Raw genomic sequence first — 23,815 nt, 5'->3', positions numbered from 1 at the left:
CGGTGGACCGGCGCTCGCGCAATGAGCCCCGGAGAGGAGAGGAGAGGGGCCGATGAGGCTGAACCCGGAATCGATCGCCCGCGCGAGCAGCCGTCACCCGTGGCGGACGTTCGGCGCCTGGCTAGTGATCTTGGTGGGGTCGTTCACGCTCGTATCGGCGGGGCTGTTCAACGACGCGCTGACCAACGGGATCGACTTCACGAACAACCCGGAGTCGAAGGAGGCGGCGCAGCTCGTCGAGGACCGACTGCGCGGCGGTCCCGAACCGGACACGGAGCTCGTTCTCGTCACATCCGAGACCGCGACAGTGGATGACCCGGCATTCGCGGAGTACGTCGGGGCGATCCAGGCGGAGGTTGACGCGCTCGACGACTCGGTCGTCAGGCACGTTGGCAGTTACCTGACCGATGACGGACAGGTGTCGGCAGACGGCGACTCCGCGTTGCTCCCGGTCCTCATGACGCACACAGACGAGGACGTGCTCAGCGACGACGCCCTCGCTCTGGAGGAGGCGGTGCGATCGGTTGAGGCCCCCGAAGGCTTCGAGACGTTCCTCGCCGGTCCGGCCACCGTGTTCAACGAGTTCCAGGAGGTCATCGAGGAGGACATCGCCAAGGGCGAGACGATCGGAGTCGTCGTCGCGCTTGTGGTTCTGCTCGTCGTGCTCGGCGCGGTCGTCGCCGGCATCATTCCCATCCTCCTCGCCGCGTTCGCCATCGGGACGGCGATGGGTCTCACGGCGCTCGCCGGACTCATCTTCGATTTCTCGTTCTTCGTCCAGAACATGATCACGATGGTTGGTCTGGCCGTCGGCATCGACTACTCGCTGTTCATCGTCGCGAGGTACCGCGAGGAGCGGCTCCACGGCCGCGACAAGCTCGACGCCATCGCGCACGCTGGTGGAACCGCGAGCCGGGCCGTGTTCTTCAGCGGCATGACCGTGGTGATCGCGCTCCTCGGCCTGCTGATCGTTCCGACGACGATTTTCGGCGCGCTGGCGGCCGGCGCCATCTTCGTCGTGATCGGCGCGGTGGCCGCCGCGATGACGCTGTTGCCCGCGTTGCTCGCCGTGCTGGGCGACAAGATCAATGCGCTACGCGTGCGGAGGAACGCGGGTCGAGTCGAGGCGGGCACAGGATTCTGGGACTGGGCGTCTCGGCTGGTCATGCGGCGTCCGGTCGTCAGCCTGCTCGCGGCGGGCGGCCTGTTGGTCGTGCTCGCGCTTCCGTACTTCAGCATCCACACCGGCACAGCGGGCGTGAGCACGTTGCCGGACGACCTCGAGGCCAAGCAGGCGTTCGTCCTGCTCGAGCAGAACTTCGCGGGCGGCCTCGCGGAGCCCGCACAGGTCGTCATCGACGGCGACATCGCCTCGCCGGATGTTCAGGCGTCGATCGCGGAGCTCGAGAGTGCCGTCGCGGCCGACGACCGCTTCGGTCCGCCCGGTGAGCTGCTGCCGAACGAGTCCGGTGACCTCGCCGTACTCCCGATCCCATTCAGCGGCGACATCTACGAGGACGCGTCGATCGCGGGTCTCCGAGACCTGCGCGATGAGTACATTCCCCAGGCCTTCAGCGGTGTCGACGCGGAGGTGCTGGTGGGCGGCGAGACCGCGTTCAACGTCGATTTCTTCGACCTCGCCGACACGTACACGCCGATCGTGTTCGCGTTCGTTCTCGGTCTGTCGTTCCTGCTGCTGACAGTGGTGTTCCGCTCGATCGTCCTTCCGGTGAAGGCGATCATCCTGAACCTGCTGTCGGTCGGCGCCGCGTACGGACTGGTAGTGGCGTTCTTCCAGCAGGGCGTCGGACCGGGCTTCGTGAAGGACATCGCGGACGCGCTGAACTTCCAGCAGACCCAGTCGATCGAGGCGTGGATCCCGCTGTTCCTGTTCGCGATCCTGTTCGGGCTGTCGATGGACTATCACGTGTTCCTGCTGACGCGGATCCGGGAGCGGTTCGACTTCACGGGGGACAACGCCGGATCCGTCGCGTACGGCCTGCGAAGCACCGGAGGGCTGATCACCGGGTGCGCGCTGATCATGGTGGCAGTGTTCGCCGGTTTCGCGGCGGGACGGCTGGCGCCGATGCAGCAGTTGGGGTTCGGCTTGGCAGTCGCGGTCTTCCTGGACGCGACGATCGTACGGTCGATCCTGGTCCCGTCGTCGATGAAGCTGCTCGGCAACCTCAACTGGTACTTGCCGAAGTGGCTCGAGTGGCTGCCGCAGCTGCGCGTGGAGGGTCACGAGGCAGAGCAGGTCGCGGAGCCCGTCCAGCCCGAACGCGAGTCGGTGACGGCGGGCGAGGCCCGCTAACAGCGTTCACCCGAACGGGCCCTGCCGTCCCCAACGGCAGGGCCCGTTCGCTTTTGATCTGACTGCGCGAACGCACCCTGATCGGGGGTGCCGGGGCACAGTGAGCGAAGCGCGTTGTGCGAACCCCCGGTCGCGGATAGGGTCCGACCGCCATGGAGGAACCCGCCGACCTCGAGCTTCGGCGGGAGCGCGACGCGCTCCGCACTTCGCTCGGCAGGGTCGGCGTGTGGAGCTTCGCGCTCGAGACGCAAACGGCGGCTGAGGAGCGCGACGCCGCGGCGGAGATCGAATCGCTCGGCTACGGCGCCATCTGGTTCGGCGAGGGCGTGGAGTCCCGCGAGGCGTTCAGTCACGCCGGCTGGCTCCTCGCATCGACCGAACGGGCGGTCGTCGCGACAGGCATCGCCAACATGTGGGCACGCGATCCGATCGCCATGGCAAACGGCTGGTGGATGCTCACCGACGCGTACCCCGGCCGGTTCCTCCTCGGGGTCGGCGTGAGCCATGCGCCCTCGGTCGGTCGACGCGGCAGCGCCTACGCGCGACCGGTCTCGGCGATGCGTGAGTACCTCGATGCCATGATGCGCGCGCCGTCCGCAGCGCCGGAGCCCGAGTCGTATCCGCGGATGATGCTCGCGGCCCTCGGCCCCCGCATGTTGAGCCTGGCCGCCGAGCAGACGCTCGGAGCCCATCCGTACTTCGTCCCGGTCGAACACACGGCGTTCGCGCGGCAACGGCTCGGCCCCGGTCCGGTCCTGGCCGTCGAACAAACGGTGGTGCTGCAAACGGATCCGGGGAAGGCGCGAGGGATCGCTCGTACGTTCGCGTCGGATTACCTGCGGACGACGAACTACACGAACAACCTCAAGCGCATGGGGTGGACCGACTCCGATCTGTCGAGCGGGAGCGACGCCGTGATCGACGCCGTGATCGCGTGGGGTGACGTCGACAAGATCGCGCTGCGGGTGCGCCAGCACCTCGACGCCGGCGCCGACCATGTGTGCGTCCAGCCGGTCACGGAGGACGAGAACGACGTGGCGGTCGACGCGCTGCGCGAGCTCGCGCCAGCGTTGCTCGAGCTCTAGCTACGCGCCGTCGCCGATCCTCGGCCGACCCGCCGGGTCCTCGCCGACGTCGTAGGCGTGCTGCCGGCGGCGATCGTGGTCGACTCGGCGGTCGAACTCCCGGTGGAACTCGCGCATGCGACGCCTGGCGTACCACGTTGCCACCCAACCGAGGGCGACGACGGTAAGCACGAGCGACAGCACGATGACGAGCGTCGCCTTCAGGACGGCCCCAAGGACCCCGGTCGCAGCGGCGAGCAGCAGCAGAAGGAGCACGAACAGAAGCACAACTCCATCCTACGACCGTCGCGTGCTATCGATGATCCGGCGAGCGACCGCCGCCGGTCGTTGGAGCGGAACGTCGTGAATGCCCTCGATCCATTCGAACCGGACGGGTGGGCCGATCTCCTTGACGGCGCGCGCCGCGCGCCGCCGTTCCTCGACGAGCCCCGCGGGATCCGGCGCGCCCGGAACGGACCGAACCGCGAGTACCAACGTCGGAACGCTTACCCGGCGAAGGAGTCCCGGCGCGTCCTGTTCCCAGATCGCTCGGACGATGCGCATGTGCTTCCGGACGGTGAGCCGCCGGTGGATCCGGCCGCTCGCGTCGACGCGAACGAGTGACAGGAACACTTGCTCGATCTCAGGCGTGATGGTCAGAACCTCGGCAAGATGGATCCTCGGCCACGCAAGGAAATCTTCGACGGTCATGCCGTCGATGCTCGGTGGCTCGAGCTCCCTCCGCGCAGTCGGCCAGTCGAACTGATCGCGCATCCGAGTGAACCCGCCGTCGAGCAGCACGGCGGTCCCTACGAGGCGCGGCCGGCGAACAGCGAGCTCGAGCGCCACGTTCGCGCCCCACGAGTGACCAACGACGACCGGGCGCCGGAGGCGCAGGGCGCGAATCACCGCCGCCGCGTCCGCGGCCGTCTCGTCGAACCCGTACCCGGAAGGCGGTTTCGCCGACTCGCCGTGCCCGCGTTGGTCGTACGCGACGGCGCGTACGCCCGCGTGCGCGAGTTTCGGCGCAACGAGATCCCAGATGTGCGAGGACGAGGCGAGGCCGTGGACGAGGAGCGCTGCGCGATCGGCTCGGCGTCCCGTCGTCGGCCCGCCCGTCGCTGCCCAATCGCGAACGTGGAGGCGAACTCCGTCGCTGTCCACCCACGCCTCGATCGACACGGCGCGCAGACTAGCTGCGGGATGGGCCCCCGATGCGTCGACCTTCACCGCCGAACGCGGCGGAGTACCCTTGAACGGCAGTTCAGGAACGCGACGCGGGAGGCGAGACGTGGCGCAGGCTCTGCAGAACTACGTCGACGGCAAATGGGTGGACGCGGTCGACGGCGAGCGGTTCGACGTGTTCAACCCGGCAACGGGCGAGGTGATCGCGACCGCGCCCCACTCCAAACGCGAGGACGTCGACGTGGCCGTCGCGGCCGCTCGCCGCGTGTTCGACGACGGCGAGTGGTGGCCCGGGACGCCGAGCCGGGAGCGCGGCCGGATCCTCCTGCGCGCCGGCGAGATCGTCCGTCGCGAGCTCGAGCGGCTCGCGCGGATGGAATCGCTGGACACCGGCAAGCCGATCGAGGACGGCCGCGAGGACATCGGCGAGGTCGCCTTCATGTTCGAGTACTACGGCGGCTGGGCAACGAAGATCGACGGCGACGCGCAGCACCTCGACGCCGACCGCATGTTCATGGTGTGGAAGGAACCCGTCGGCGTTGCCGCCGGCATCACGCCGTGGAACTACCCGATGATGATGGCGACGCAGAAGCTCGCGGCGGGGTTGGCTGCCGGGTGCACGTTCGTCCTCAAGCCCCCGGAGCAGACGCCGCTCACCTGCCTGGAGCTCCCGAAGATCCTCGAGGAAGCGGGGCTTCCGACCGGCGTGTTCCACGTGCTCACCGGGTTCGGCGAGACTGCCGGCGCCTCGCTGGTCGAACATCCCGGCGTGGACAAGATCTGTTTCACCGGGTCGAAGGAGGTCGGCAAGATCATCATGCGCTCGGGCGCCGAAACCCTGAAGCGCGTGACGCTCGAGCTCGGCGGCAAGTCGCCGAACATCGTGTTCGCCGATTCGGATCTGCCGTCGGCGTTCGAGGGAACCAGCAACGGGGTGTTCTGGAACCAGGGTGAGATCTGCTCGGCGGGCACGAGGGTGTTCGTGGATCGTTCCGTTTACGACGACGCGGTGAACGCGTTCGTCGACCGAGCGAAGACGATCCGCCTCGGTGACGGCCTCGACGAGGAGACGACGATGGGCCCGCTGATCTCGCTGGAGCAGAAGGACCGCGTCTCGCGGTACATCGAGATCGGGACCTCGGAGGCCAAGCTCGCGGGTCAGGGCTCGCTGCCGGATGACCGGCGGCTCGCCAACGGCTACTTCGTGGCTCCGACGGTCTTCGCCGACGTCGACAACTCCGCAACGATCGCTCGCGAGGAGATCTTCGGTCCGGTGATGTCGGTGATCCCGTTCCAGGACGTCGACGACGTCGTGCGGCACGCGAACGACACCGAGTACGGGCTCGCCGCCGCCGTGTGGACGACCGACATCAAGAAGGCGTTGCGGACCGCGCAGGCTCTTCGCGCCGGCATCGTGTGGATCAACGACTCGCAGCCGGCGCCGACCGAGATGCCCTGGGGCGGCTACAAGCAGTCGGGCATCGGCCGCGAGCTCGGCAAGGAGGGTCTCGAGGACTTCCTCGAGAAGAAGTCCGTCTACGTGAACCTCGCCTGATCCTCGCGGCAAGGCGCGGCGAGCGTCGTGTATCGTCCCGGCATGGCCGGGGGTGGTGAGGTCGTCCTCGTCGATCTCGTGAAGAGGTTCGCCGACGTCACGGCGGTCGCGGGCATCAACCTGGACATGCCGCCCGGCGAGTTCTTCTCGCTGCTCGGCCCGTCGGGTTGCGGCAAGACGACGACGCTCCGGCTGATCGCGGGGTTCGAGCGGCCCGACGAGGGGCAGATCCTGCTCGACGGCGTCGACATGGCGCAGACTCCGCCCCACAAGCGGAACGTCAACACGGTGTTCCAGAACTACGCGCTGTTCCCGCACCTGTCGGTGGCGGACAACGTCGGGTTCGGGCTCCGCTACAAGGAGATCTCCAAGCAGGAGGCGAAGAAGCGGGTCTCCGATTCGCTCGAGCTGGTTCGGCTTCAGGGGCTCGAACGCCGGCGACCGTCACAGCTGTCCGGCGGTCAGCAGCAGCGTGTCGCGCTCGCTCGGGCTCTGGTGCTGAACCCGTCGGTGTTGCTCCTCGACGAGCCGCTGGGCGCACTCGACGCCAAGCTCCGCAAGGCGCTCCAGATCGAGCTCAAGGCGCTCCAGGAAGAGGTCGGCATCACGTTCATCTACGTGACGCACGACCAGGAGGAGGCGCTCACGATGTCGGACCGGCTCGCCGTGATGAGCAACGGGCGCGTGGAGCAGATCGGAACGCCGTCGGAGGTGTACGAGGAGCCGTCGACCGCGTACGTGGCGGACTTCCTCGGGGTGTCGAACCTGATGGACGCCGACGCCGAGGGGGTCGATGGCGACGGCCGCTGCAGGATCCAGCTCGGGGACTTCGAGCTCGTCGCCGCGCACGGCGACACGGACGCGCGTGGCGACGTGAAGGTCGTGATCCGTCCCGAACGCGTTCGGCTGGAAGAGAGCGGTGCCACGGGCGAGAACCGGATCCCCGGCATGGTCGAGCGCGTCGTGTACGTCGGTTCCACGATGCAGGTCATCGTCCACCTCGCGTCCGGACCCACGTTGCAGGCGTGGGTGCAGAACCAGGGCGACGGCATTCCGTACGCGCAGGGGCATCCGGTCACGGTGCACCTGCCGCCAGACGCGCTTCGGGTGCTGGTCGACAACGGGCGCCCGGCGGCGCAGCTCGAGGGATCGCCGGCGGCGTAGCGCCTCCGAGAGTGGGCTACAGCTCGGCGAGGCCGGCGGCAGACGGCTCCTCCCCCCTGGTTGTCGCGATCCGGCGGTACGCGAGCCACGCCAGCACGATCACGATGAGCGTCGCGACGAGCATGACCGTGGCCGCGGCGTTCACGGCGGGGGTCGGTGAAGAACGCGCCGCCGAGTAGATCTTCACCGACAGAGGCTCGGTCGGGGCCTGTCCGGACAGGTACCGAACCGTCACGAAGTTGTCGACGGAGTCGGCGAAAACCAGCGCGGCGCTGGCGAGGATCGCCGGGCCGAGGAGCGGCAGGAGCACCCTGCGGAGCGCCTGCAACGGCGACGCACCGAGGTCCATCGCGGCGTCCTCGTACTCCGGACCGATAGAGAGAAGGCGCGCGCGAACGATGATCACCGGATACGACAGCTGGAACGTGACGAGGCCGATCACCTGTGCCGTGGTCCCCAGGCTGACCGCGTTGCGGAGCAGGTTCGTGAACAAAAGGAACAGCGACGTTCCTAGGATGATCTCCGGGATGACGAACGAGAACAACATGAAGAAGTTCGCGGTCGAGGCCGGCCGCCCGCGCCACCGATCGATGCCGATGGCGAACGCCGTGCCGAGGGGAACGGCCAGAAGGACCGTGATCAGGGACAGCCGGAGTGTTTGGAACATGGCGGATCGCAGCGCCAGATCGCTCCAGAGCGAATCGAACGGGTCCTGGTACCACCATCGGAACGAGAACCCCTGCCACGTGCTGCGCGACCGTCCCGAGTTGAACGAGAAGACGATGGCGATCACGACCGGCGCGATCGACCAGATGAGATATCCGGCCGTGATCGCCTGGAGGAACCTCGGCTTCCGCCACGGGTTCCGTCGCCACGCCGAGACGGACGTTGCGGGAACGCCGACGCGACGCTCGCGCGCGAGCGTAAGGTCGCTCACGAGGCCTCCGTTGCCCGCCGCGTGGACCGCAGGTAGTAGAGCATCGGGATGATGACGATGGCTATGAGGATCAGGACGAGCGACCCCGCTTCGGGACCCTGGCCCGCCTGACCGACGGCGTTGTCGATGAGGTTCCCGTACATCGACGTCCGGTCCGAGCCGAGCAGATCGTTCGTGTAGTAGTCCCCGAACATCGGCAACGAGACGATCACCACGCCCGCGAGGATGCCGGGCTTCGACAGCGGCAGCGTGATCCGGCGGAACGTCTCCAGCGCTCCCGCGCCGAGATCACGTCCAGCTTCGAGAACGCTCACGTCGATCCGGTCGAGGAACCCGAACAACGGCAGGATCATGAACGGGATATAGCCGTAGACGAGGCCGAGGATGACCGTTACCGGCTTCCCGGCGAGCCAGTCGATCGGCACGACGCCGAAGATGCCGGCGATATCGTTGATGTAGCCGTCCGGCTGCAGCAGGCTTTGCCACGAATAGATCCGCATGAGGTAGCTGATCCAGAACGGTGAGATCAGCAGGACCAAGATCAGCCCGCGATACCTTCCCGCGTGACGTGCCGTGTAGTACGCGACGGCATACCCGACGACGAGGCAGATAGCGCTGGCGGCGACGACGTAGAGGAGCGTTCGGATCAGCGGGTCGAGGTAGATGGCGTCGCGGCCGACGAATTTCTGCAACGTGTCCGAGAACGTGGCGAAGCTCCACCACCACGGCTGGTACACGGGCAGCGGCGTTCGGAACAGCGGATCCACGGTCCCGAATGCCACCGAGAGAACCACGTAGAACGGCAAAACGAAGAAGACTGCGAGCCAGATCGATGCGGGAAGCGTGAACGATGGCCAGTACGTCCTGGGGAACCACGCTCCGGACGTTCTCGAACCGTCGGCGCCCGCGCGCCCGGACCGCGCCGGCGCGTCCTCCGCGCCGCTAGCCACCAGCCTGGATCTCGCTCCAGGCGTCGAGCCAGAGCGCGTCCGCATCGGCGGAGAGCTCGCCCTGGATGTATCCCATCGTGAAGTTCTCCTCGCCGAGCACGGCCCGCGATAGCGATTCGGGGACAACGCCTTCGTCTACCAGTCGCTCGGGAACGATCGAGTTCAGCGGTGGCTGGTAGCCGTTCCACTGGGAGAAGTTCACGTAGGACCAATGCTCGTCGAGGAAGAAGTTCAGGAACTCGTGCGCGAGACGCGGGCTCTCCGCTGCCCCCGGAATGGTGATCGTGTCGTTCCCGATCAGGCCTCGGTTGTCCGCCGGGTACCAGTAGCCGAGCACATCCTCGCCCGTGTCCCTCGGCAGGTACCACTTGGCGCCGACGATGTCTCCGGACCACGCCTGCGAGACGGTGAACTCGCCCTCGGGAAGGCGGGCGTAGGTCCCGTTGATGGTGAGCCGCGCCCCGTTCTCGTTGATCATCTGGAGGATGTCGTCCTTGGCCTGTTCGATCGCGGCTGCGTCGTCGGTGTTCGCGTCCGTATGGCCGTTCCGGAGCAGCATCATGCCGAGCGCGTCCCGGTATGAGTCGTAGTAGCTCACGGCGTCTCGAACACGCGGATCGAAGAACAGGTCGTAGCCGGCGGCGTCGGCGTCCGAGTCGGGGATCCGATCGCGTCGATACGAGACACCCGTGGTGTAGATGACGTAAGGGACCGTGTACCGCCACTCACGGTCGTACCAGGGACCGGGATCGGAGAACGTCGGCCAGTAGTTCGCTTCCAGATTGGGGATCAGCTCGTGGTTGAGCGGTTGGAGCATGTCGCGCTCGGCCAGGCGGGCGACGTAGTCGGTGGTGGGGAAGAAGACATCTGCCTGGACTTGGCCGGCGACGAGCTTTTGGATCCCCTCCTCCATGTTGTTGAACGTGGTCACCTCGATCGAGACGTCGAACTCATCCTCGAAGGCCTTCAGGACCTTCTTGTACATGTACGCGTCCCAGTTGTAGACGCGCAGCGGGCCCGACTCCAGCGCAGTGTCCGTCGCGATGGGGTCGCGCGTCATCGGCAGCGTGACCGGGTTGTCGGGGCGCGCCAGGACGCGCTCGCCGCTCGTGCTGCCGGTGGCCCCTCCGGTCGTCCCCGGCTTCGAGCAGGCGGCCAAGATCGCGGCCGCCGACGGAAAGGCGGCCGCCGCGCCGACGGAGCGGCGCAGGAAGTCTCGACGACTGATCGACCGGCGTGGCTCACGCGGATGCAGCATGCCTCGCTCCTGCGGTTTGTACGGCTGTACAACATTGTGAGTAGCACAGAGCGACCTCATGCGCAACCCAAGCGCCTGTTCCGGCGTCCCGGTCGTGCACGACGGCGCTCCTCCCAGCCGCGCGGTGAACGCGCTGGCTGAAGCGCCGTTCAAAGGCAATATCATCGGCGCCGTGGTCGATGACGTCGTGCTGCTCTCAGAGGATGTCGGGCCGGTTCGGCGCCTCACGCTGAATCGGCCGCGATCGCTGAACGCGCTGAACAAGGAGCTCCTCGAGGCGCTCGAGTCGGCGCTCGACGCGGCGGCGAGCGACGACGCCGTTCACGTCGTGGTGATCCGCGGTGCCGGACGCGCGTTCTGCTCCGGCTACGACCTCAACGAGGACGCGTCCGGCGAGCCGATGGATGCGCGCGCCTGGCTGACGGTCCTGAAACGCGACAACGATCGGATGATGAGGATCTTCGATCACCCCAAGCCGGTCATCGCGAGCGTCCACTCGTACTGCCTCGCCGGCGGCACCGACCTGATGCTCGCGTGCGATCTGGCCGTCGTCGCCGACGACGCGTTCTTCGGGTACGTCGACGTGCGGTTCGGCTCGGGCGTCGTGTCCATGTTCCTGCCGTGGGTGATCGGCGTGCGCGCGGCGAAGGAGCTGCTGTTCACCGGGGAGGATCGCGTGCCGGCGCCCGAGGCGCTCCGGCTTGGGCTGGTCAACCGCGTGGTCCCGCGCGATCGGCTCGACGAGGCGACGCTGGAGCTCGCCGACCAGATCGCGATGAACGAACCCCACGTTGTCGCGGCGACGAAGCGGGCGGTGAACCGCGTGTGGGAGGTCGCCGGGTTCCGCGACGCGATGGATGCGAACGTCGAGATCGACGTCGACATCGAGACCGCTAACCTGCCCATGCGCGAGGAGTTCCGCAGGATCACCCAGGAGCGGGGGCTCAAGGCCGCGATCGCCTGGCGAGACGCTCAGTACCGCGGCGACACGTGATCTATGGCCTCGGCGCGGCGATCTTTTGGGGTTTCGCCGATCTGTTCGCAGCGTTCTCCGGGCGAAGGGTCGGCGTCGCTGCCACGGTCTTGCTCTCGCAGGTCGCGGCCGCCGTTGTCATCAGCGTCGTGGTACTCGCTTCCGGGCACGATCTCGACAGACTCGACGAGGTCGCAGGCTGGTTGCTCCCGATCGCCGCGGTAACCGCGGTGGCCTACGTGACGCTGTATCGAGCTCTCGAGCTTGGCCCGATCGCTCTCGTCTCACCGCTTCTGGCGTCGTACGCGGTCATCCCGGTTCTGCTCGCGGTGATCTTCCTCGACGAGACGCTCGGCTCGGTCGAGATCGCCGGCGCCGCCGTCACGATCGGCGGCGCCGTCGTGACCTCTGCCGACGTGCGATCGCTGCGGACGGGGACGCGGGTGCCCGCTGCGGCGTTACCGTGGGCCCTCGCGTCGACGATCCTGTTCGGAACCGCGGCGTACGCCGTCGCCTGGTCTGCCAAGAGGGTGGGCTGGCTCACCTCGTTGTGGCTCGTGCGAACCTCCACGGCACTCCTGTTCGTCATCGCGGCCGTCGTGGCGATCGCGGTAATGCGACCGGCGGTCCGCGGAACACTCTCGACACGAGCAGTCGCCTTGTGCGCGCTGCTTGGCGTGGCGGATCTGGCCGGGACGATCTCCTACTCGCGCGGCTCCGAGGTGGGGCTCGTCTCGATCGTCACGGCGGTGTCGGCGACCTACCCGTTGATCCCGGTGTTCGGCGGCATCGCGCTACTCGATGAGCGTCCAGCCATCAATCACTACATCGGGGTGGCCATGGTCATCGCGGGCCTGCTGTTGCTGGGCGCGTAACGGGCCGGTGCCGATAGAACTCCACGTGCTCGGCGGGGAGTGGCGCGTTCCCGAGGATGAGGTCGGCGGCTTTCTCGGCGATCATCATCACCGGCGCATAGATGTTCCCGTTCGTCACGAACGGCATGACCGAGGCGTCGACCACGCGTAGCCCTCCGAGACCGCGGACCTTCATCGCCCGCGGGTCGACCACGGCCATCTCGTCGGTTCCCATCCGGCAGGTGCAGGACGGATGGAGCGCCGTTTCGGCGTCGCGCGCCACCCAAGCGAGGATCTGCTCGTCGGTCTCAACCGACGGGCCGGGAGACACCTCCCCCCCGTTGAACGGATCCATCGCCGGTTGGTTCAGGATGTGCCGGGCCACGCGCACGGCCTCGGTCCATTCGCGCCGGTCGCCCGGCGTCGACAGGTAGTTGAAGCGAAGGGCCGGATGCACCCGAGGATCGGCACTCTTGATCTTCACCGAGCCTCGCGTGTCGGCATACATCGGCCCCACGTGCACCTGGTATCCGTGGCCGCCGGCCGGCGCCGAGCCGTCGTAGCGCACCGCGATCGGCAGGAAGTGGAACATCAGGTTCGGATACGCGACGTCGTCGTTGCCGCGGACGAACCCGCCGCCCTCGAAGTGGTTCGTCGCGCCGGGTCCTTTCCGGAAGAACAGCCACTGGAAGCCGATCCATGGCCGGTACCGCCATTTGAGGTACGGAGCCATCGACACCGGCTGCTTGCTCGAGTACTGGATGTACACCTCCAAGTGGTCCTGGAGGCTCTCGCCGACGCCGGGGAGGTCGTGCACCGCTTCGATGCCGAGCGTCTCGAGCTCGCGAGCGTTGCCGACGCCGGAGAGCTGGAGCAGCTGGGGCGAGTTGATCGCCCCACCGCATAGGATCACCTCGTTGGCGCGAACGCGTTCGCGCTTGCCGAGACGTGAGTACTCGACGCCGAGGGCACGCGTCTTGGCCTTATCGAACAGGATACGCGTGACGAAGGCGCGGGTGCGGACCTCGAGGTTCCTCCGGTGCCGGACGGGGTCGAGGTACGCGTCCGACGCCGACAGCCTCCGTCCTCGATGGACGTTCCGGTCGAACGGCGCGAATGCTTCCTGCCGGTAGCCGTTCACGTCGTCGGTGAGCTCGTAGCCCGCCTGCTGCGCCGCCTGGAAGAACGCGCCGAACAGCGGGTTGGTCGCCGGTCCGCGTTCGAGCACGAGCGGCCCGTCGTGCCCTCGGTAGGGATCGTCGGGCGCCGCGGCGAGGCAGTTCTCCATCCTCTTGAAGTAGGGAAGGCAATGCGCGTAGTCCCACGTCTCCATGCCCGGTTCGGCCGCCCAGCGTTCGTAATCGAGCGGGTTGCCGCGCTGGAAGATCATCCCGTTGATGCTGCTGGAGCCGCCGAGCACCTTCCCGCGCGCGTGGTACACGCGACGACCGTTCATGAACGGCTCCGGCTCGGACTCGTACTTCCAGTCGTAGAAGCGGCTGCCGATCGGGTACGTGAGCGCCGCCGGCATGTGGATGAACACGTCCCACGGGTAGTCGGACCGTCCGGCCTCGAGGACGAGCACGCGGTTGGACGGGTCGGCGCTGAGACGGTTCGCCAGCGCGCACCCCGCCGAGCCGCCGCCGACGATGACGAAGTCGTAGATCGTCACGTTCGTACGCGATGCTAGTCGAACGCCGTTCGTGCCGATCAGCGCTATCGTGCTGATCGATGGGCGCTTCGACCGACGCGTACGGCGCGGCGATCGACGCCGTCCAAGCGGCGAATCGTGAGGGCGTCCCCCTGAAGCTCATCGGCGGCCAGGCGGTGCGTTACCTGACCCAGCACACGTGCGCTCCTCGGGTCCGGAACGATCAGGACATGGACTTCGCGTCGGTCTCCTCGGCGAAGAAGCCGGTAATGGAGTTCCTGTTCAACAGGGGGTTCCAGGGCGACCGGCAGTTCAACACGATGCACGGCCACCGGCAGATGTACTTCACAGCGGCCAACGGCACATCGGCCGACGTGGTCATGGATCAGCTGCGGATGTGCCACGTGCTGGACTTCAGCGGCCGGATCGATCGGATGCCGTTGACGCTCGACGTCACGGACCTGCTGCTGACCAAGCTCCAGGTCGTGCAGCAGAACGAGAAGGACGTGCAGGACATCATCTATCTCCTCTCGTGCTACGAGGTTCGCGACGGCGACGAGGCCGAGACGATCGGGCTCGCGCGGTTCGGCAAGGTCGTCGCCGACGATTGGGGATGGTGGCGGACCACGACCGGCAACCTCGATCGCGTGGTGGAGCTCGCCCGGGGCGAGCTCGCGCGGCTCGTCCCGCCGGGTTGCGACTTCGATCCGATCGATCAGGCGGTCGCGCTCCGCAAGCACGCCGACGCCGTCCCCAAGGGTCTGAAGTGGAAGGTCAGGGCCCGCGTCGGAGACCGGGTTCAGTGGTACGACCTTCCCGAGGAGGTCGGGCATTAGCCGGCGTGCCGAGGGCTCGAAGGGTGAACGAGCGGATCGACCGAACGTAGGGCCTTGGGAGGAGCGGTTGTCCACGCCCGCAACCTCGGTTGCGCATGTTGGCCGTCCCAACCAAGATTGCCGCTGAGGACGGGAGCGATGCCGAAGATCTTCTACGTCACGGATCTCCACGGCTCGGAGATCTGCTGGAAGAAGTTCCTGAACGCCGGGGAGTTCTACCAGGCCGACGTGGTCGTTCTCGGCGGCGACGTCACCGGGAAGGCCATGGTCCCCATCGTCCAGCGTTCCAACGGCAGCTGGGAGGCGTCGTTACAGGATCACCGCGAGACGCTCGAGTCCGAGTCCGAGATCGTCGAGTTCGAGAAGCGCGTCATGAACCGCGGGTACTACCCGATCCGAGTGTCCGACCAGGAGTACGTCGCGTTGCAGGAGGACGAGGATCTCGTCGACAAGCGCTTCAAGGAGGTCATGATCGAGGGGACCGAGCGCTGGATCGCCATGGCCGAGGAGCGACTCGCGGGGACGGGGATCAGGGCGATCGCCTGCCCGGCGAATGATGACATGTTCGAGATCGACGACGTCCTCGCTCGGGCGGAGATGGTCGAGACGGGTGACGAGGATCACCCGATCGAGCTCGACGGGTTCACGATGATCTCGATGGGGTGGACGAACCCGACGCCGTGGAACACGTTCCGCGAGGCCGAGGAACCGGAGCTGGCCAAGCGGATCGAACGCGCTCTCGAGCACGCGAGCGATCCGGACTCGACGATCTTCAACTTCCACGCGCCGCCGTACGGCTCCAAGCTCGACAACGCGCCCGCGTTGAACGCCGACCTGACGTACGTCTCGGGGGGTCAGGCGATCCGGCCGGTTGGTTCGACGTCGGTCCGGGAGGCGATCCAAGCGCGTCAGCCGCTGCTGTCGCTCCACGGCCACATCCACGAGAGCAAGGGGTCCGCCCGGATCGGACGGACCCTGGCGCTGAATCCCGGGAGCTCGTACGAGGAAGGGGTGTTGCAGGCGGCGATCGTCAACATCGACGCCAAGAAGAAGAAGATCAAGAACTACCAGCTCGTGAACGGCTGATCCGTCGGGACGGAGAGGAGGGTCCGGTCGATGGCGGTTGTGAGCGAAGCACCCGGCCTGTTCCTGCGAAAGGCCACGGGCCTCGTCAAGGGATGGTCCAAGTTCGACGCGTTCCTGTACAGCTTCATGTCGGTCAACTTCGTAACGCTCGGCCTGTTCTTCGCGTTTTCCGTGCTGGCGTTCGTACCGAGCGGTCAGATCCTGCCTGCGCTGCTGATCTCCGGGGTATTCGTCACGTTCCTCGTGGTCACGTACGCCGGGCTGATCTCGGTCATGCCGCGGGCCGGTGGCGACTACGTTTGGCAGAGTCGCGTGCTCGGGGGCGGCATCGCGTTCGTGCTGGCGGTGACGGGATGGTGGTTCATCCTGTGGTACTGGGCGCCGGTCTACGCGAACATCCTGAACGTCGAGGTGTTCCAGCCGCTGGCGGCGGTGCTCGGACTCGACGGCCTCACCGACTTCCTGGCCAAGGACATCGGGCTGTTCACCGTGGCCATCGTGACGGTGGGGCTCGCGGCCGTCCTCGTCTCGCTGGGGATGGAGGGCTATGCAAGGATCCAGAAGTTCTGCTTCTACCTGGGCCTTGCGGGCCTCGCGGTCATCTTCCTGGTGATGTTGTTCGGCTCGCGCAGCGGGTTCGAGAGCGCCTTCAACCAGGAGGCCTCGAACCTGTTCGGCACGAGCGGCAACGCGTACCAGCAGACGATCGAGCTCGGTCAGACGAACAACGCGGGGCCTATCGTCCCGGAGCTCGGGTTCACGCCGTTCTTCGGCGACTCACTGCTACTCATCCCGTTCCTGTGCTTCTGGATCCTGTGGCCGAACTGGGGCGCCACGCTGTACGGCGAGGTCCGCGGCGCGAGCGACTTCCGGCGCGTCATGAGCGGGATGATGTGGGGTCTGTGGGTGACGGTGGCCATCGCCTTCGTGTTCGTCCTGCTCTCGGCGAAGTTCTTCGGATGGGAGTTCTTCAACGCGGCGAACCTCAACTACTGGGCGACCGTGTACGGGTTCGGCGACGCGGCGATCCCCATCTGGTCGTACCCGCCGATGCTGGCGAGCTTCTACTTCCACAACGAGGCGGTCCAGGCGATCATCGTGCTCGTCTTCGGCGCCTGGTTCCTGGGGTGGGCCGGGACGCTGTTCCTGTCGTCGACGCGGGTGATCTTCGCTGCGGCGTTCGACCGCATCCTTCCGGAGAAGGTGGCCGACGTGTCCGAGCGACGGCACGTCCCGTACTGGGCGCTGCTGCTGATGCTCGTCCCGTCGATCGTCGTGAGCTGGCTGTACGTGTACACGGCGGACTTCGCGACGTTCATCCTCGACGCGACCCTGGTGATCGCGGTGACGTTCTTCGGAACGTCGATCGCGGCGATGATCCTTCCGTACCGCAAGAAGCGGCTATACGAGAACTCCCCGATCGCCCGGTACAAGGTCGCGGGGATCCCGCTCATCACCATTACGGGCGCGATCACGGCGCTGTTCCTCGGCTTCAACCTGTACCACTGGTTCACCAACGACCTGTACGCGGTGAACGACTCGACGTCGCTGTGGTTCATGGCGGCGATGTACGGGCTGGCGATTGTGATCTACGTCATCGCGTGGTTCGTGCGGCGGAGCCAGGGCATCAACCTCAGCGCGATCCACCGGGAGATCCCCGTCGAGTAGCCTCGGTTGGTCCGGTGCGAGGGGCGGTCTTCGGACCGCCCCTCGCGTCTGGTGGGGAGTGTGAGATGAGCCATGGCTGACGAGTACGCGATGTTCATCGACGGCTCGTGGACGGCGTCGGAGTCCGGAGCCGTGTTCGAGGCGACGAGCCCATCCACCGGCGAGGTCATCGGGACGGTTCCCCAGGGCACGCGGGAGGACGTCTACCGGGCGATCGACGGTGCGAACCGCGCGTGGCCCGGATGGGCGGCGATGTCCGCGTTTGACCGATCGGCCGCGATGCGGCGGATCGGTGCCGCGATCGAAGCGCGCCGCGACGACCTCGCTCGAACGCTCGCGCTCGATCAGGGCAAGCCGCTCGTCGCGGAGGCGCGAGACGAGGTCGAGGAGCTGATCGTCTACTTCTCCATGGCCGGTGAGGACGCAGTTCGCGCGGACGGCCTGTTGCCGCCATCCGGAGACGCGAACAAGCGCGTGCTGGTCCAGCGCGTTCCCCGCGGCATCGTCGGCGTGATCAGTCCGTGGAACTGGCCGTACACGATGCCGGCCGAGATCGTCGCGCCGGCTCTCGCCTACGGGAACGCGGTCGTGCTCGCGCCGGCACCGACGACGAGCGTCTGCGCGGCGAAGCTCGCCGAGTGCATCGGCGAGGCGGACCTCCCGCCCGGCGTGTTCAACCTCGTCACCGGTCCCGGTCCCGTCGTCGGCGACGAGGTCGCCGCCAACGAAGGAACGCACGCAGTCGGGTTCATCGGCTCGGTCGCCACCGGCCGCCGGGTCGCCGAGCGGGCCGCGGGCAAGGAGCTGTTGCTCGAGATGGGCGGCAACGGGCCACTCGTCGTCCTCGAGGACGCGGATCTCGACCGCGCGGTCGAGGGGACGCTCTCGGCCTGCTTCCTGAACGCAGGGCAGAGCTGCACCGCCGGAGAGCGCGTGCTCGTGCACAGAGACGTGCACGACGAGTACCTGCGCCGGCTCGGCGAGGCGATCTCGGCACGGATCCGGCTGGGCGACCCGTTCGAGGCCGAAACCACGATGGGTCCGCTGAACAACACCGGCGTCGCCGACAAGACCGAACGGCACGTGGAGGACGCCGCGTCGCGCGGCGCGAACGTCGCGGTCGGCGGCAAGCGCGCGCCGCAGCACGGAAGCGACCTGTTCTTCGAGGCGACGGTGGTGGACGGTGTCACCGACGACATGGAGATCGCCCGCGAGGAGACGTTCGGGCCGGTCGTTCCGGTCTCGGCGATCGACTCCGAGGACGAGGCGATCGCCATCGTCAACTCATCACCGTACGGACTGCTCTCCGCGATCTTCACTCGCGACCTTCGACGCGGACTGCGCTATGCCGAGGCCGTTCGGACGGGCTGGGTCAACGTGAACGAGGGAACGAACTACTGGGAGTCGCACCTGCCGTTTGGCGGGCGCGCGGGCTCGGCGAGCGGGGTCGGCCGCGTCGGCGGTCGCTTCTCCATGGAGCGCCTCACCGAGCTGAAGACGATCGTCGTCGACGTTTCGTAGGAGTCGTTGCGTGCCTCGTCGGCGCGAGCGAAACGGGATCCGCCTGTTCTTCGCCGCGGACCTGCACGGTTCGCAACCGGCGTGGCGGAAGTTCGTCAACGCGGCGGCGTTCTATGAGGTCGACGCGCTGGTGTTCGGCGGGGACCTCATGGGCAAGGCGCTCGTGCCGATCGTTCGGAGGAACGGCACGATGCACGCCGAGCTCCACGGCCGCGCTCACACGCTGGACTCGCGGTCGGCGATGGAGGAGTTCACCCGCCTCGTCGAGGTCAACGGCCTCTACTGGCGGGTGATCGATGCCGATGAGCACGAGCGTCTCGGCGCCGACGCGCTGCTCGTCGAGGGTCTCGTGCAGGAGCTCGCGCGCGAACGGCTCCACCAGTGGATGGAGTTCGCCGAGGATCGTCTTCGCGGAACGCCGGTGCGCGTGTTTCTCACGGGTGGCAACGACGACGCTCCGGCGGTGCTCGACGTGCTGGATGAGGCCGACGGCGAGCGCATCGTCGCCAGCGAGGGCCGAGTCGTGGAGCTCGACGACGTGCACACGATGATCACCGTCGGGCTTTCGACGGCGACGCCGTGGGACACGGCGCGAGAGGCGAGCGAGGAGGAGATCCGCTCCGCGATCGACACCTCGGCCGCCCAGGTGCGGGACCTCACGCGATCCGTGTTCAACCTTCATTGCCCACCGAAGGACACGCTGATCGACCGTTGCCTGAAGCTCCGACGCGAGGCGCCCGGTGAGCTTCCTCGACCGGTGCGCGAGGGCGGCCGGTTCGTCACGACGGGCGGCGGGAGCGTTGCCGTTCGCGAGGCGATCCGTGAGTACCAGCCGCTCGTCGCGCTCCACGGCCATATCCACGAATCGCCCGGCCGCGTTCGGATCGGCCGCACGCCGTGCTTCAACCCGGGGAGCCAGTACGGCGAGGGACGTCTCGAGGGCGTCATCGCGGAGCTCAGCGACGCGCGCCTCGGCGCCTACCAGCACACCTCGGGCTGAGCCCATTGCGCCATCTTGGCCGGGGTCGCACAACGTTCGATTGGATCACGGTGCTACCCCCGATTTGTCGGCCCAGCTTCGGTCCGAGAGCATCGCGCCCGTGATCCCGGATCGCGCGGAGACCGTCGTGGTCGGCGCCGGCATCGTCGGGGCGAGCGCCGCGTACCACCTTGCCGAGCTCGGCGCTGCGGACGTGCTCGTCCTCGATCAGGGACCGTTGTTCGAGACGGGCGGATCGACCTCACACGCGCCCGGGCTCGCGTTTCAGACGAACGCCTCCCAGATGATGTGTCGGATCGCGCAAGACTCCGTCGCGCTGTACTCGACGCTGTCGGTGGACGGGGAGCCGGCCTGGTACGGCGTCGGCGGCATCGAGGTGGCCACGACCGACGAGCGTTTGCGGGAGCTGAAGCGACGGCTGGGGTTCGCGCGCTCGTACGGGTTGCAGGGCGCCGACCTCCTGACGCCGTCCGAGGCGGTCGAGCTCATCCCGCTGCTCGACGGTTCGACGATCCTCGGCGCGTATCACGTGCCGAGCGACGGAATCGCCAAGGGGCTTCGGATCGCCGCGGCGCTCGCGGCGAGGGCATCGGCATGGGGGGTCGCCTTCGAGGGTGACGTGACGGTGACGGGGTTCGACGTGCGGGACGGCCGGGTTCGCGGCGTCGTCACCGACCACGGCTCGATCGACTGCGAACGCGTGCTGATCTGCGCCGGTATCTGGGGGCCCACCGTCGGCGCGATGGTCGGCGTTCCGATCCCGCTCGTCGCCGTGCAGCACCAGCTCGTGTGGACCGATCCGGTTCCCGAGCTCGAAGGCGAGACGCGCGAGGTCGTCCACCCGATCCTTCGTCATCAGGACATGGCCATGTACTTCCGACAGCGCGAGGACCACTACGCGGTCGGGAACTACAAGCACGAGCCGATCGCCACGCCGCAGACATCGATCCGACATCCCCGCAACCCCGGGCCGATGCCCTCGCTCATGCCGTGGACGCCGCGCGACTTCGACGTGGCCGAGGCCGAGGCGGCACGGTTGCTGCCCGCCCTGAAGGGCAGGATGCGGGCCAAGGATCCGTCGCGTTCGATCAACGGGATGTTCTCGTTCACGCCGGATGCCGCGTCCGTGGTCGGCGAGTCCGTAAGCGTTCGCGGCGTCTGGGTGTGCGAGGCGGTGTGGGTGACGCACGCCGGCGGTTTCGGGCAACAGGTCGCGGAGTGGATGGTGAACGGCGAGCCCTCGTACGACCTTGCCGAGGCGGACGCGAACCGCTTCTACCCGTATGCGACAACGCCGCCCTACGTGCTCGAGCGGGGGAAGCAGCAGTACCGCGAGGTCTACGACATCATCCATCCGCGCCAGCAACCGGCTCGTCCGCGGAAGCTTCGACTGTCGCCGTTCTTCGCCCGGCAAGAGGAGCTCGGCGCGCAGTTCGTCGTCGGTGCAGGGTGGGAGCGTCCACAGTGGTTCGAGGCGAACGGGTCCCTCGTTCGTGACGACGAGCCCTGGTTCCGACGCGACGAGTGGGCGGCCAAGCTCTGGTCGCCGATCGAGGGCGCGGAGCACCTGGCCACTCGGAACCGCGTCGCCCTGTTCGACATCACGGCCTTCGCCAAGTTCGACGTCCAGGGACCTGACACCCTCGCGTTCCTCGAGCGCGTGTTCGCCAACCGGATCGACCGTCCCGTCGGTACGCTCATCTACACGGCCGCGCTGACGCCACGGGGCGGGATCCGCCTCGACCTGACCATCGCGCGCAAGGGGAAGGACCTGTTCCGCATCGTTACCGGCGGTGGCACGGGGCCGCACGACGTCGGGTGGCTTCGTGCGCAGCTCCGCGACGGCGAACGCGTCACGATCACCGAACGCACTGGGTCGCTGTTCGCGCTGGGCCTGTGGGGACCGATGGCGCGCGACGTGCTGAGCGCGGTGACCCACGCCGACCTGTCGAACGAGGCCTTCCCGTATATGTCCGCGCAGTACCTGAACGTCGGCGAGGTCGCCCCGGTCTGGGCGCAGCGGATCAGCTACGCGGGAGAACTCGGCTGGGAGCTGTACGGCCAGTTCGCCATGGGCGACCGGGCGTGGGAGCTCCTGTGGAACGCCGGCCGGGATCACGGGATCGTCGCAGCAGGCCTCGGCTCGTTCGACACCCTTCGGCTGGAGAAGGGCTATCGCCTGTGGGGCCAGGACATCGGCACCGAGTACAGCCCGTTCGAGGCCGGTCTGGGCTTCGCCGTGAAGATGCACAAGGGCTTCCAGGGAAAGGAAGCGCTCGAACGCCAACTCGAACACGGCATCGAGCGGAAGCTCTGCTGCGTCACCCTCGACGACACCAGCCACGTCGTCATGGGCAAGGAGCCGATCCGCGCGAACGGGGACGTCGTGGGCTACGTGACGAGCGCCGGCTACGGTTACTCGATCGGGCGGTGCATCGCGTACGGCTACCTTCCGAGCGAGCTGGCCGTCGAGGATACGTCGCTCGAGATCGAGTATTTCGACGAACGGCTCCCGGCGCACGTCGCGTCCGAGCCGCTGTGGGACCCGAAGGGCGAGCGCCTTCGGGCATGAGAAGCCGGCCGGAGCGGGCTGGGACAGAAGGAGGAACGCGTACGTGAGCGTGATCGAGAACCCCGGGATCCTGCTGTACACGCGGATCCGAAAGTCGCCGTACTTCTACGCCTCGCGTCGGCACGGCGTGCAGCGGTACAGCGTGTACAACCACACCTACCACCCCCGCCACTACGGCGACCCGGTGAAGGAGTACTGGCACCTGGTGAGCGGCGTCACGCTCTGGGACGTCGGCGTGGAGAAGCAGATCCAGATCAAGGGGCCGGACGCGTTCGATCTCACGAACATGATCGTTCCGCGCGACCTGCACAAGTGCGCGGTCGATCAGGCGAAGTACGTGTTCATCACGGCACCCGATGGCGGGATCCTGAACGACCCGGTGCTGCTTCGCGTGGCCGAGGACGAGTTCTGGCTCTCGCTCGCCGACAGCGACGTGAACCTGTACGCGCTGGGCATCGCCGCGGCCAAGGGCATGAACGTCACGGTTCGAGAGATCGACGTCGCGCCCGTGCAGATCCAGGGACCGAACGCCAAGGGCGTCCTGACCAACCTGTTCGGCGACAAGGTCCTCGACATCCCGTACTACGGCCTGATGCAGACCGAGCTCAACGGCAGGCGCGTCGTCATCTCGCGCACCGGCTACACGGGGGAGATCGGCTACGAGATCTACCTGCAGGACGCGTCCAAGCACGGCGTCGAGCTGTGGGACGCCGTGCTCGAGGCCGGTCGCCCACACGGGCTCGAGGTGATCGGCCCGTGCCACATCCGTCGCATCGAGGGAGGCATCCTCGCCTTCGGAGCGGACATGTGGTACGAGAACAACCCCTTCGAGGTCGGATACCACTACACGTGGATGGTCGATCTCGATCAGGAAGCCGACTTCATGGGCAAGGCCGCCCTCACGCGGATCAAGGAAGAGGGTGTGAAGCAGAAGCTCGTCGGCGTCGACATCGACGGCGAACCCCTCGGCACGTACATCGACAACGAGATGCTCGACTTCTTCCCGACGTCCGCGGACGGCCGAGGGGTCGGCCGCGTGACCTCCGCGTGCTACTCGCCGCGGCTGGAGAAGAACATCGGCCTGGCGATGCTCCCAATCGAGTTCACCGAGCTCGGCACGGAGCTCCAGGTCGAGACCCCGAAGTCGGGTCGCGTCGCGGCGAAGGTCGTCCAGATGCCGCACTGGGACCCGTCGAAAGAGATCCCGAAAGGCTAGCGCGGCGCTCG

General features: G+C 67.3%; 19 protein-coding genes. 13 read left to right on the top strand and 6 right to left on the bottom strand.

What is annotated here, in order from left to right; all coding sequences use genetic code 11:
* Positions 1–52: 52 nt before the first annotated feature.
* Positions 53–2,314 carry an MMPL family transporter gene (locus tag VFA08_12975; GenBank protein HYZ14500.1) on the top strand — a complete coding sequence of 754 codons (2,262 nt, stop codon included), beginning with the start codon at positions 53–55 and terminating at the stop codon, positions 2,312–2,314.
* Positions 2,315–2,466: 152 nt separating this feature from the next.
* On the top strand, positions 2,467–3,399 hold the full coding sequence (locus VFA08_12970) for a TIGR03620 family F420-dependent LLM class oxidoreductase (protein ID HYZ14499.1): 933 nt from the start codon (positions 2,467–2,469) through the stop codon (positions 3,397–3,399).
* On the opposite strand, the gene VFA08_12965 is transcribed toward VFA08_12970, so the two are convergent.
* Both VFA08_12965 and VFA08_12960 read right to left on the bottom strand, forming a co-directional pair.
* Positions 3,400–3,666 (bottom strand): hypothetical protein, encoded by a 267-nt coding sequence (locus tag VFA08_12965; GenBank protein ID HYZ14498.1) that lies wholly within the window; start codon positions 3,664–3,666, stop codon positions 3,400–3,402.
* A gap of 9 nt (positions 3,667–3,675) precedes the next feature.
* The gene (locus tag VFA08_12960) at positions 3,676–4,560 is read right to left on the bottom strand and encodes an alpha/beta hydrolase (GenBank protein ID HYZ14497.1); all 885 of its coding nucleotides are present in this window, start codon (positions 4,558–4,560) and stop codon (positions 3,676–3,678) included.
* A gap of 109 nt (positions 4,561–4,669) precedes the next feature.
* Here VFA08_12960 and VFA08_12955 point away from each other — a divergent pair, with 109 nt between their 5' ends.
* Entirely contained in the window at positions 4,670–6,118 is a 1,449-nt protein-coding gene (locus tag VFA08_12955; GenBank protein HYZ14496.1) for an aldehyde dehydrogenase family protein, read from the top strand.
* 42 nt (positions 6,119–6,160) lie between these two features.
* The gene (locus VFA08_12950) at positions 6,161–7,282 is read left to right on the top strand and encodes an ABC transporter ATP-binding protein (protein ID HYZ14495.1); all 1,122 of its coding nucleotides are present in this window, start codon (positions 6,161–6,163) and stop codon (positions 7,280–7,282) included.
* Between the two features lie 16 nt (positions 7,283–7,298).
* On the opposite strand, the gene VFA08_12945 is transcribed toward VFA08_12950, so the two are convergent.
* The 3 genes from VFA08_12945 to VFA08_12935 are packed head-to-tail and all read right to left on the bottom strand — an operon-like array spanning position 7,299 to position 10,427.
* Entirely contained in the window at positions 7,299–8,219 is a 921-nt protein-coding gene (locus VFA08_12945) for an ABC transporter permease (protein ID HYZ14494.1), read from the bottom strand.
* Entirely contained in the window at positions 8,216–9,169 is a 954-nt protein-coding gene (locus VFA08_12940; protein ID HYZ14493.1) for an ABC transporter permease, read from the bottom strand. The genes VFA08_12945 and VFA08_12940 overlap by 4 nt, the downstream gene beginning before the upstream one ends.
* A complete protein-coding gene (locus tag VFA08_12935; GenBank protein HYZ14492.1) occupies positions 9,162–10,427 on the bottom strand; it encodes a spermidine/putrescine ABC transporter substrate-binding protein in 1,266 nt (421 codons plus the stop codon). Before VFA08_12935 ends, VFA08_12940 begins: the two co-directional genes overlap by 8 nt.
* Before the next feature lie 172 nt (positions 10,428–10,599).
* Between VFA08_12935 and VFA08_12930 the strand changes: the two genes are divergently transcribed.
* Both VFA08_12930 and VFA08_12925 read left to right on the top strand, forming a co-directional pair.
* On the top strand, positions 10,600–11,421 hold the full coding sequence (locus VFA08_12930) for an enoyl-CoA hydratase-related protein (GenBank protein ID HYZ14491.1): 822 nt from the start codon (positions 10,600–10,602) through the stop codon (positions 11,419–11,421).
* On the top strand, positions 11,418–12,275 hold the full coding sequence (locus VFA08_12925) for an EamA family transporter (protein HYZ14490.1): 858 nt from the start codon (positions 11,418–11,420) through the stop codon (positions 12,273–12,275). The genes VFA08_12930 and VFA08_12925 overlap by 4 nt, the downstream gene beginning before the upstream one ends.
* Here VFA08_12925 and betA read toward each other — a convergent pair.
* On the bottom strand, positions 12,244–13,920 hold the full coding sequence (betA, locus tag VFA08_12920) for a choline dehydrogenase (protein HYZ14489.1): 1,677 nt from the start codon (positions 13,918–13,920) through the stop codon (positions 12,244–12,246). The genes VFA08_12925 and betA overlap by 32 nt on opposite strands.
* A gap of 65 nt (positions 13,921–13,985) precedes the next feature.
* Between betA and VFA08_12915 the strand changes: the two genes are divergently transcribed.
* From VFA08_12915 to VFA08_12885, 7 genes are all read left to right on the top strand, one after another.
* Positions 13,986–14,741, top strand: a complete 756-nt coding sequence (locus VFA08_12915; protein HYZ14488.1) for a hypothetical protein — start codon at positions 13,986–13,988, stop codon at positions 14,739–14,741.
* A 138-nt stretch (positions 14,742–14,879) separates the two neighbouring features.
* Positions 14,880–15,827: a metallophosphoesterase gene (locus tag VFA08_12910; GenBank protein HYZ14487.1), complete on the top strand. Its 948-nt coding sequence runs from the start codon at positions 14,880–14,882 to the stop codon at positions 15,825–15,827.
* 30 nt (positions 15,828–15,857) lie between these two features.
* Positions 15,858–17,495: an APC family permease gene (locus tag VFA08_12905; GenBank protein ID HYZ14486.1), complete on the top strand. Its 1,638-nt coding sequence runs from the start codon at positions 15,858–15,860 to the stop codon at positions 17,493–17,495.
* Between the two features lie 72 nt (positions 17,496–17,567).
* Complete coding sequence (locus tag VFA08_12900; GenBank protein HYZ14485.1) at positions 17,568–19,016, top strand: aldehyde dehydrogenase family protein; 1,449 nt, start codon at positions 17,568–17,570, stop codon at positions 19,014–19,016.
* Positions 19,017–19,026: 10 nt separating this feature from the next.
* On the top strand, positions 19,027–20,016 hold the full coding sequence (locus tag VFA08_12895) for a metallophosphoesterase (protein ID HYZ14484.1): 990 nt from the start codon (positions 19,027–19,029) through the stop codon (positions 20,014–20,016).
* A gap of 100 nt (positions 20,017–20,116) precedes the next feature.
* Positions 20,117–22,588: an FAD-dependent oxidoreductase gene (locus VFA08_12890; protein HYZ14483.1), complete on the top strand. Its 2,472-nt coding sequence runs from the start codon at positions 20,117–20,119 to the stop codon at positions 22,586–22,588.
* Positions 22,589–22,631: 43 nt separating this feature from the next.
* Positions 22,632–23,804, top strand: coding sequence for a glycine cleavage T C-terminal barrel domain-containing protein (locus tag VFA08_12885; GenBank protein HYZ14482.1), 1,173 nt, complete (start codon positions 22,632–22,634; stop codon positions 23,802–23,804).
* Positions 23,805–23,815 lie beyond the last annotated feature (11 nt).

This window comes from Actinomycetota bacterium, from assembly GCA_035640355.1.
Classification (GTDB): domain Bacteria; phylum Actinomycetota; class UBA4738; order UBA4738; family HRBIN12; genus CALGFI01.
The sequence above is the reverse complement of the archived record's forward strand: the minus strand, read 5'-3'. Positions and strand labels throughout refer to the sequence as shown.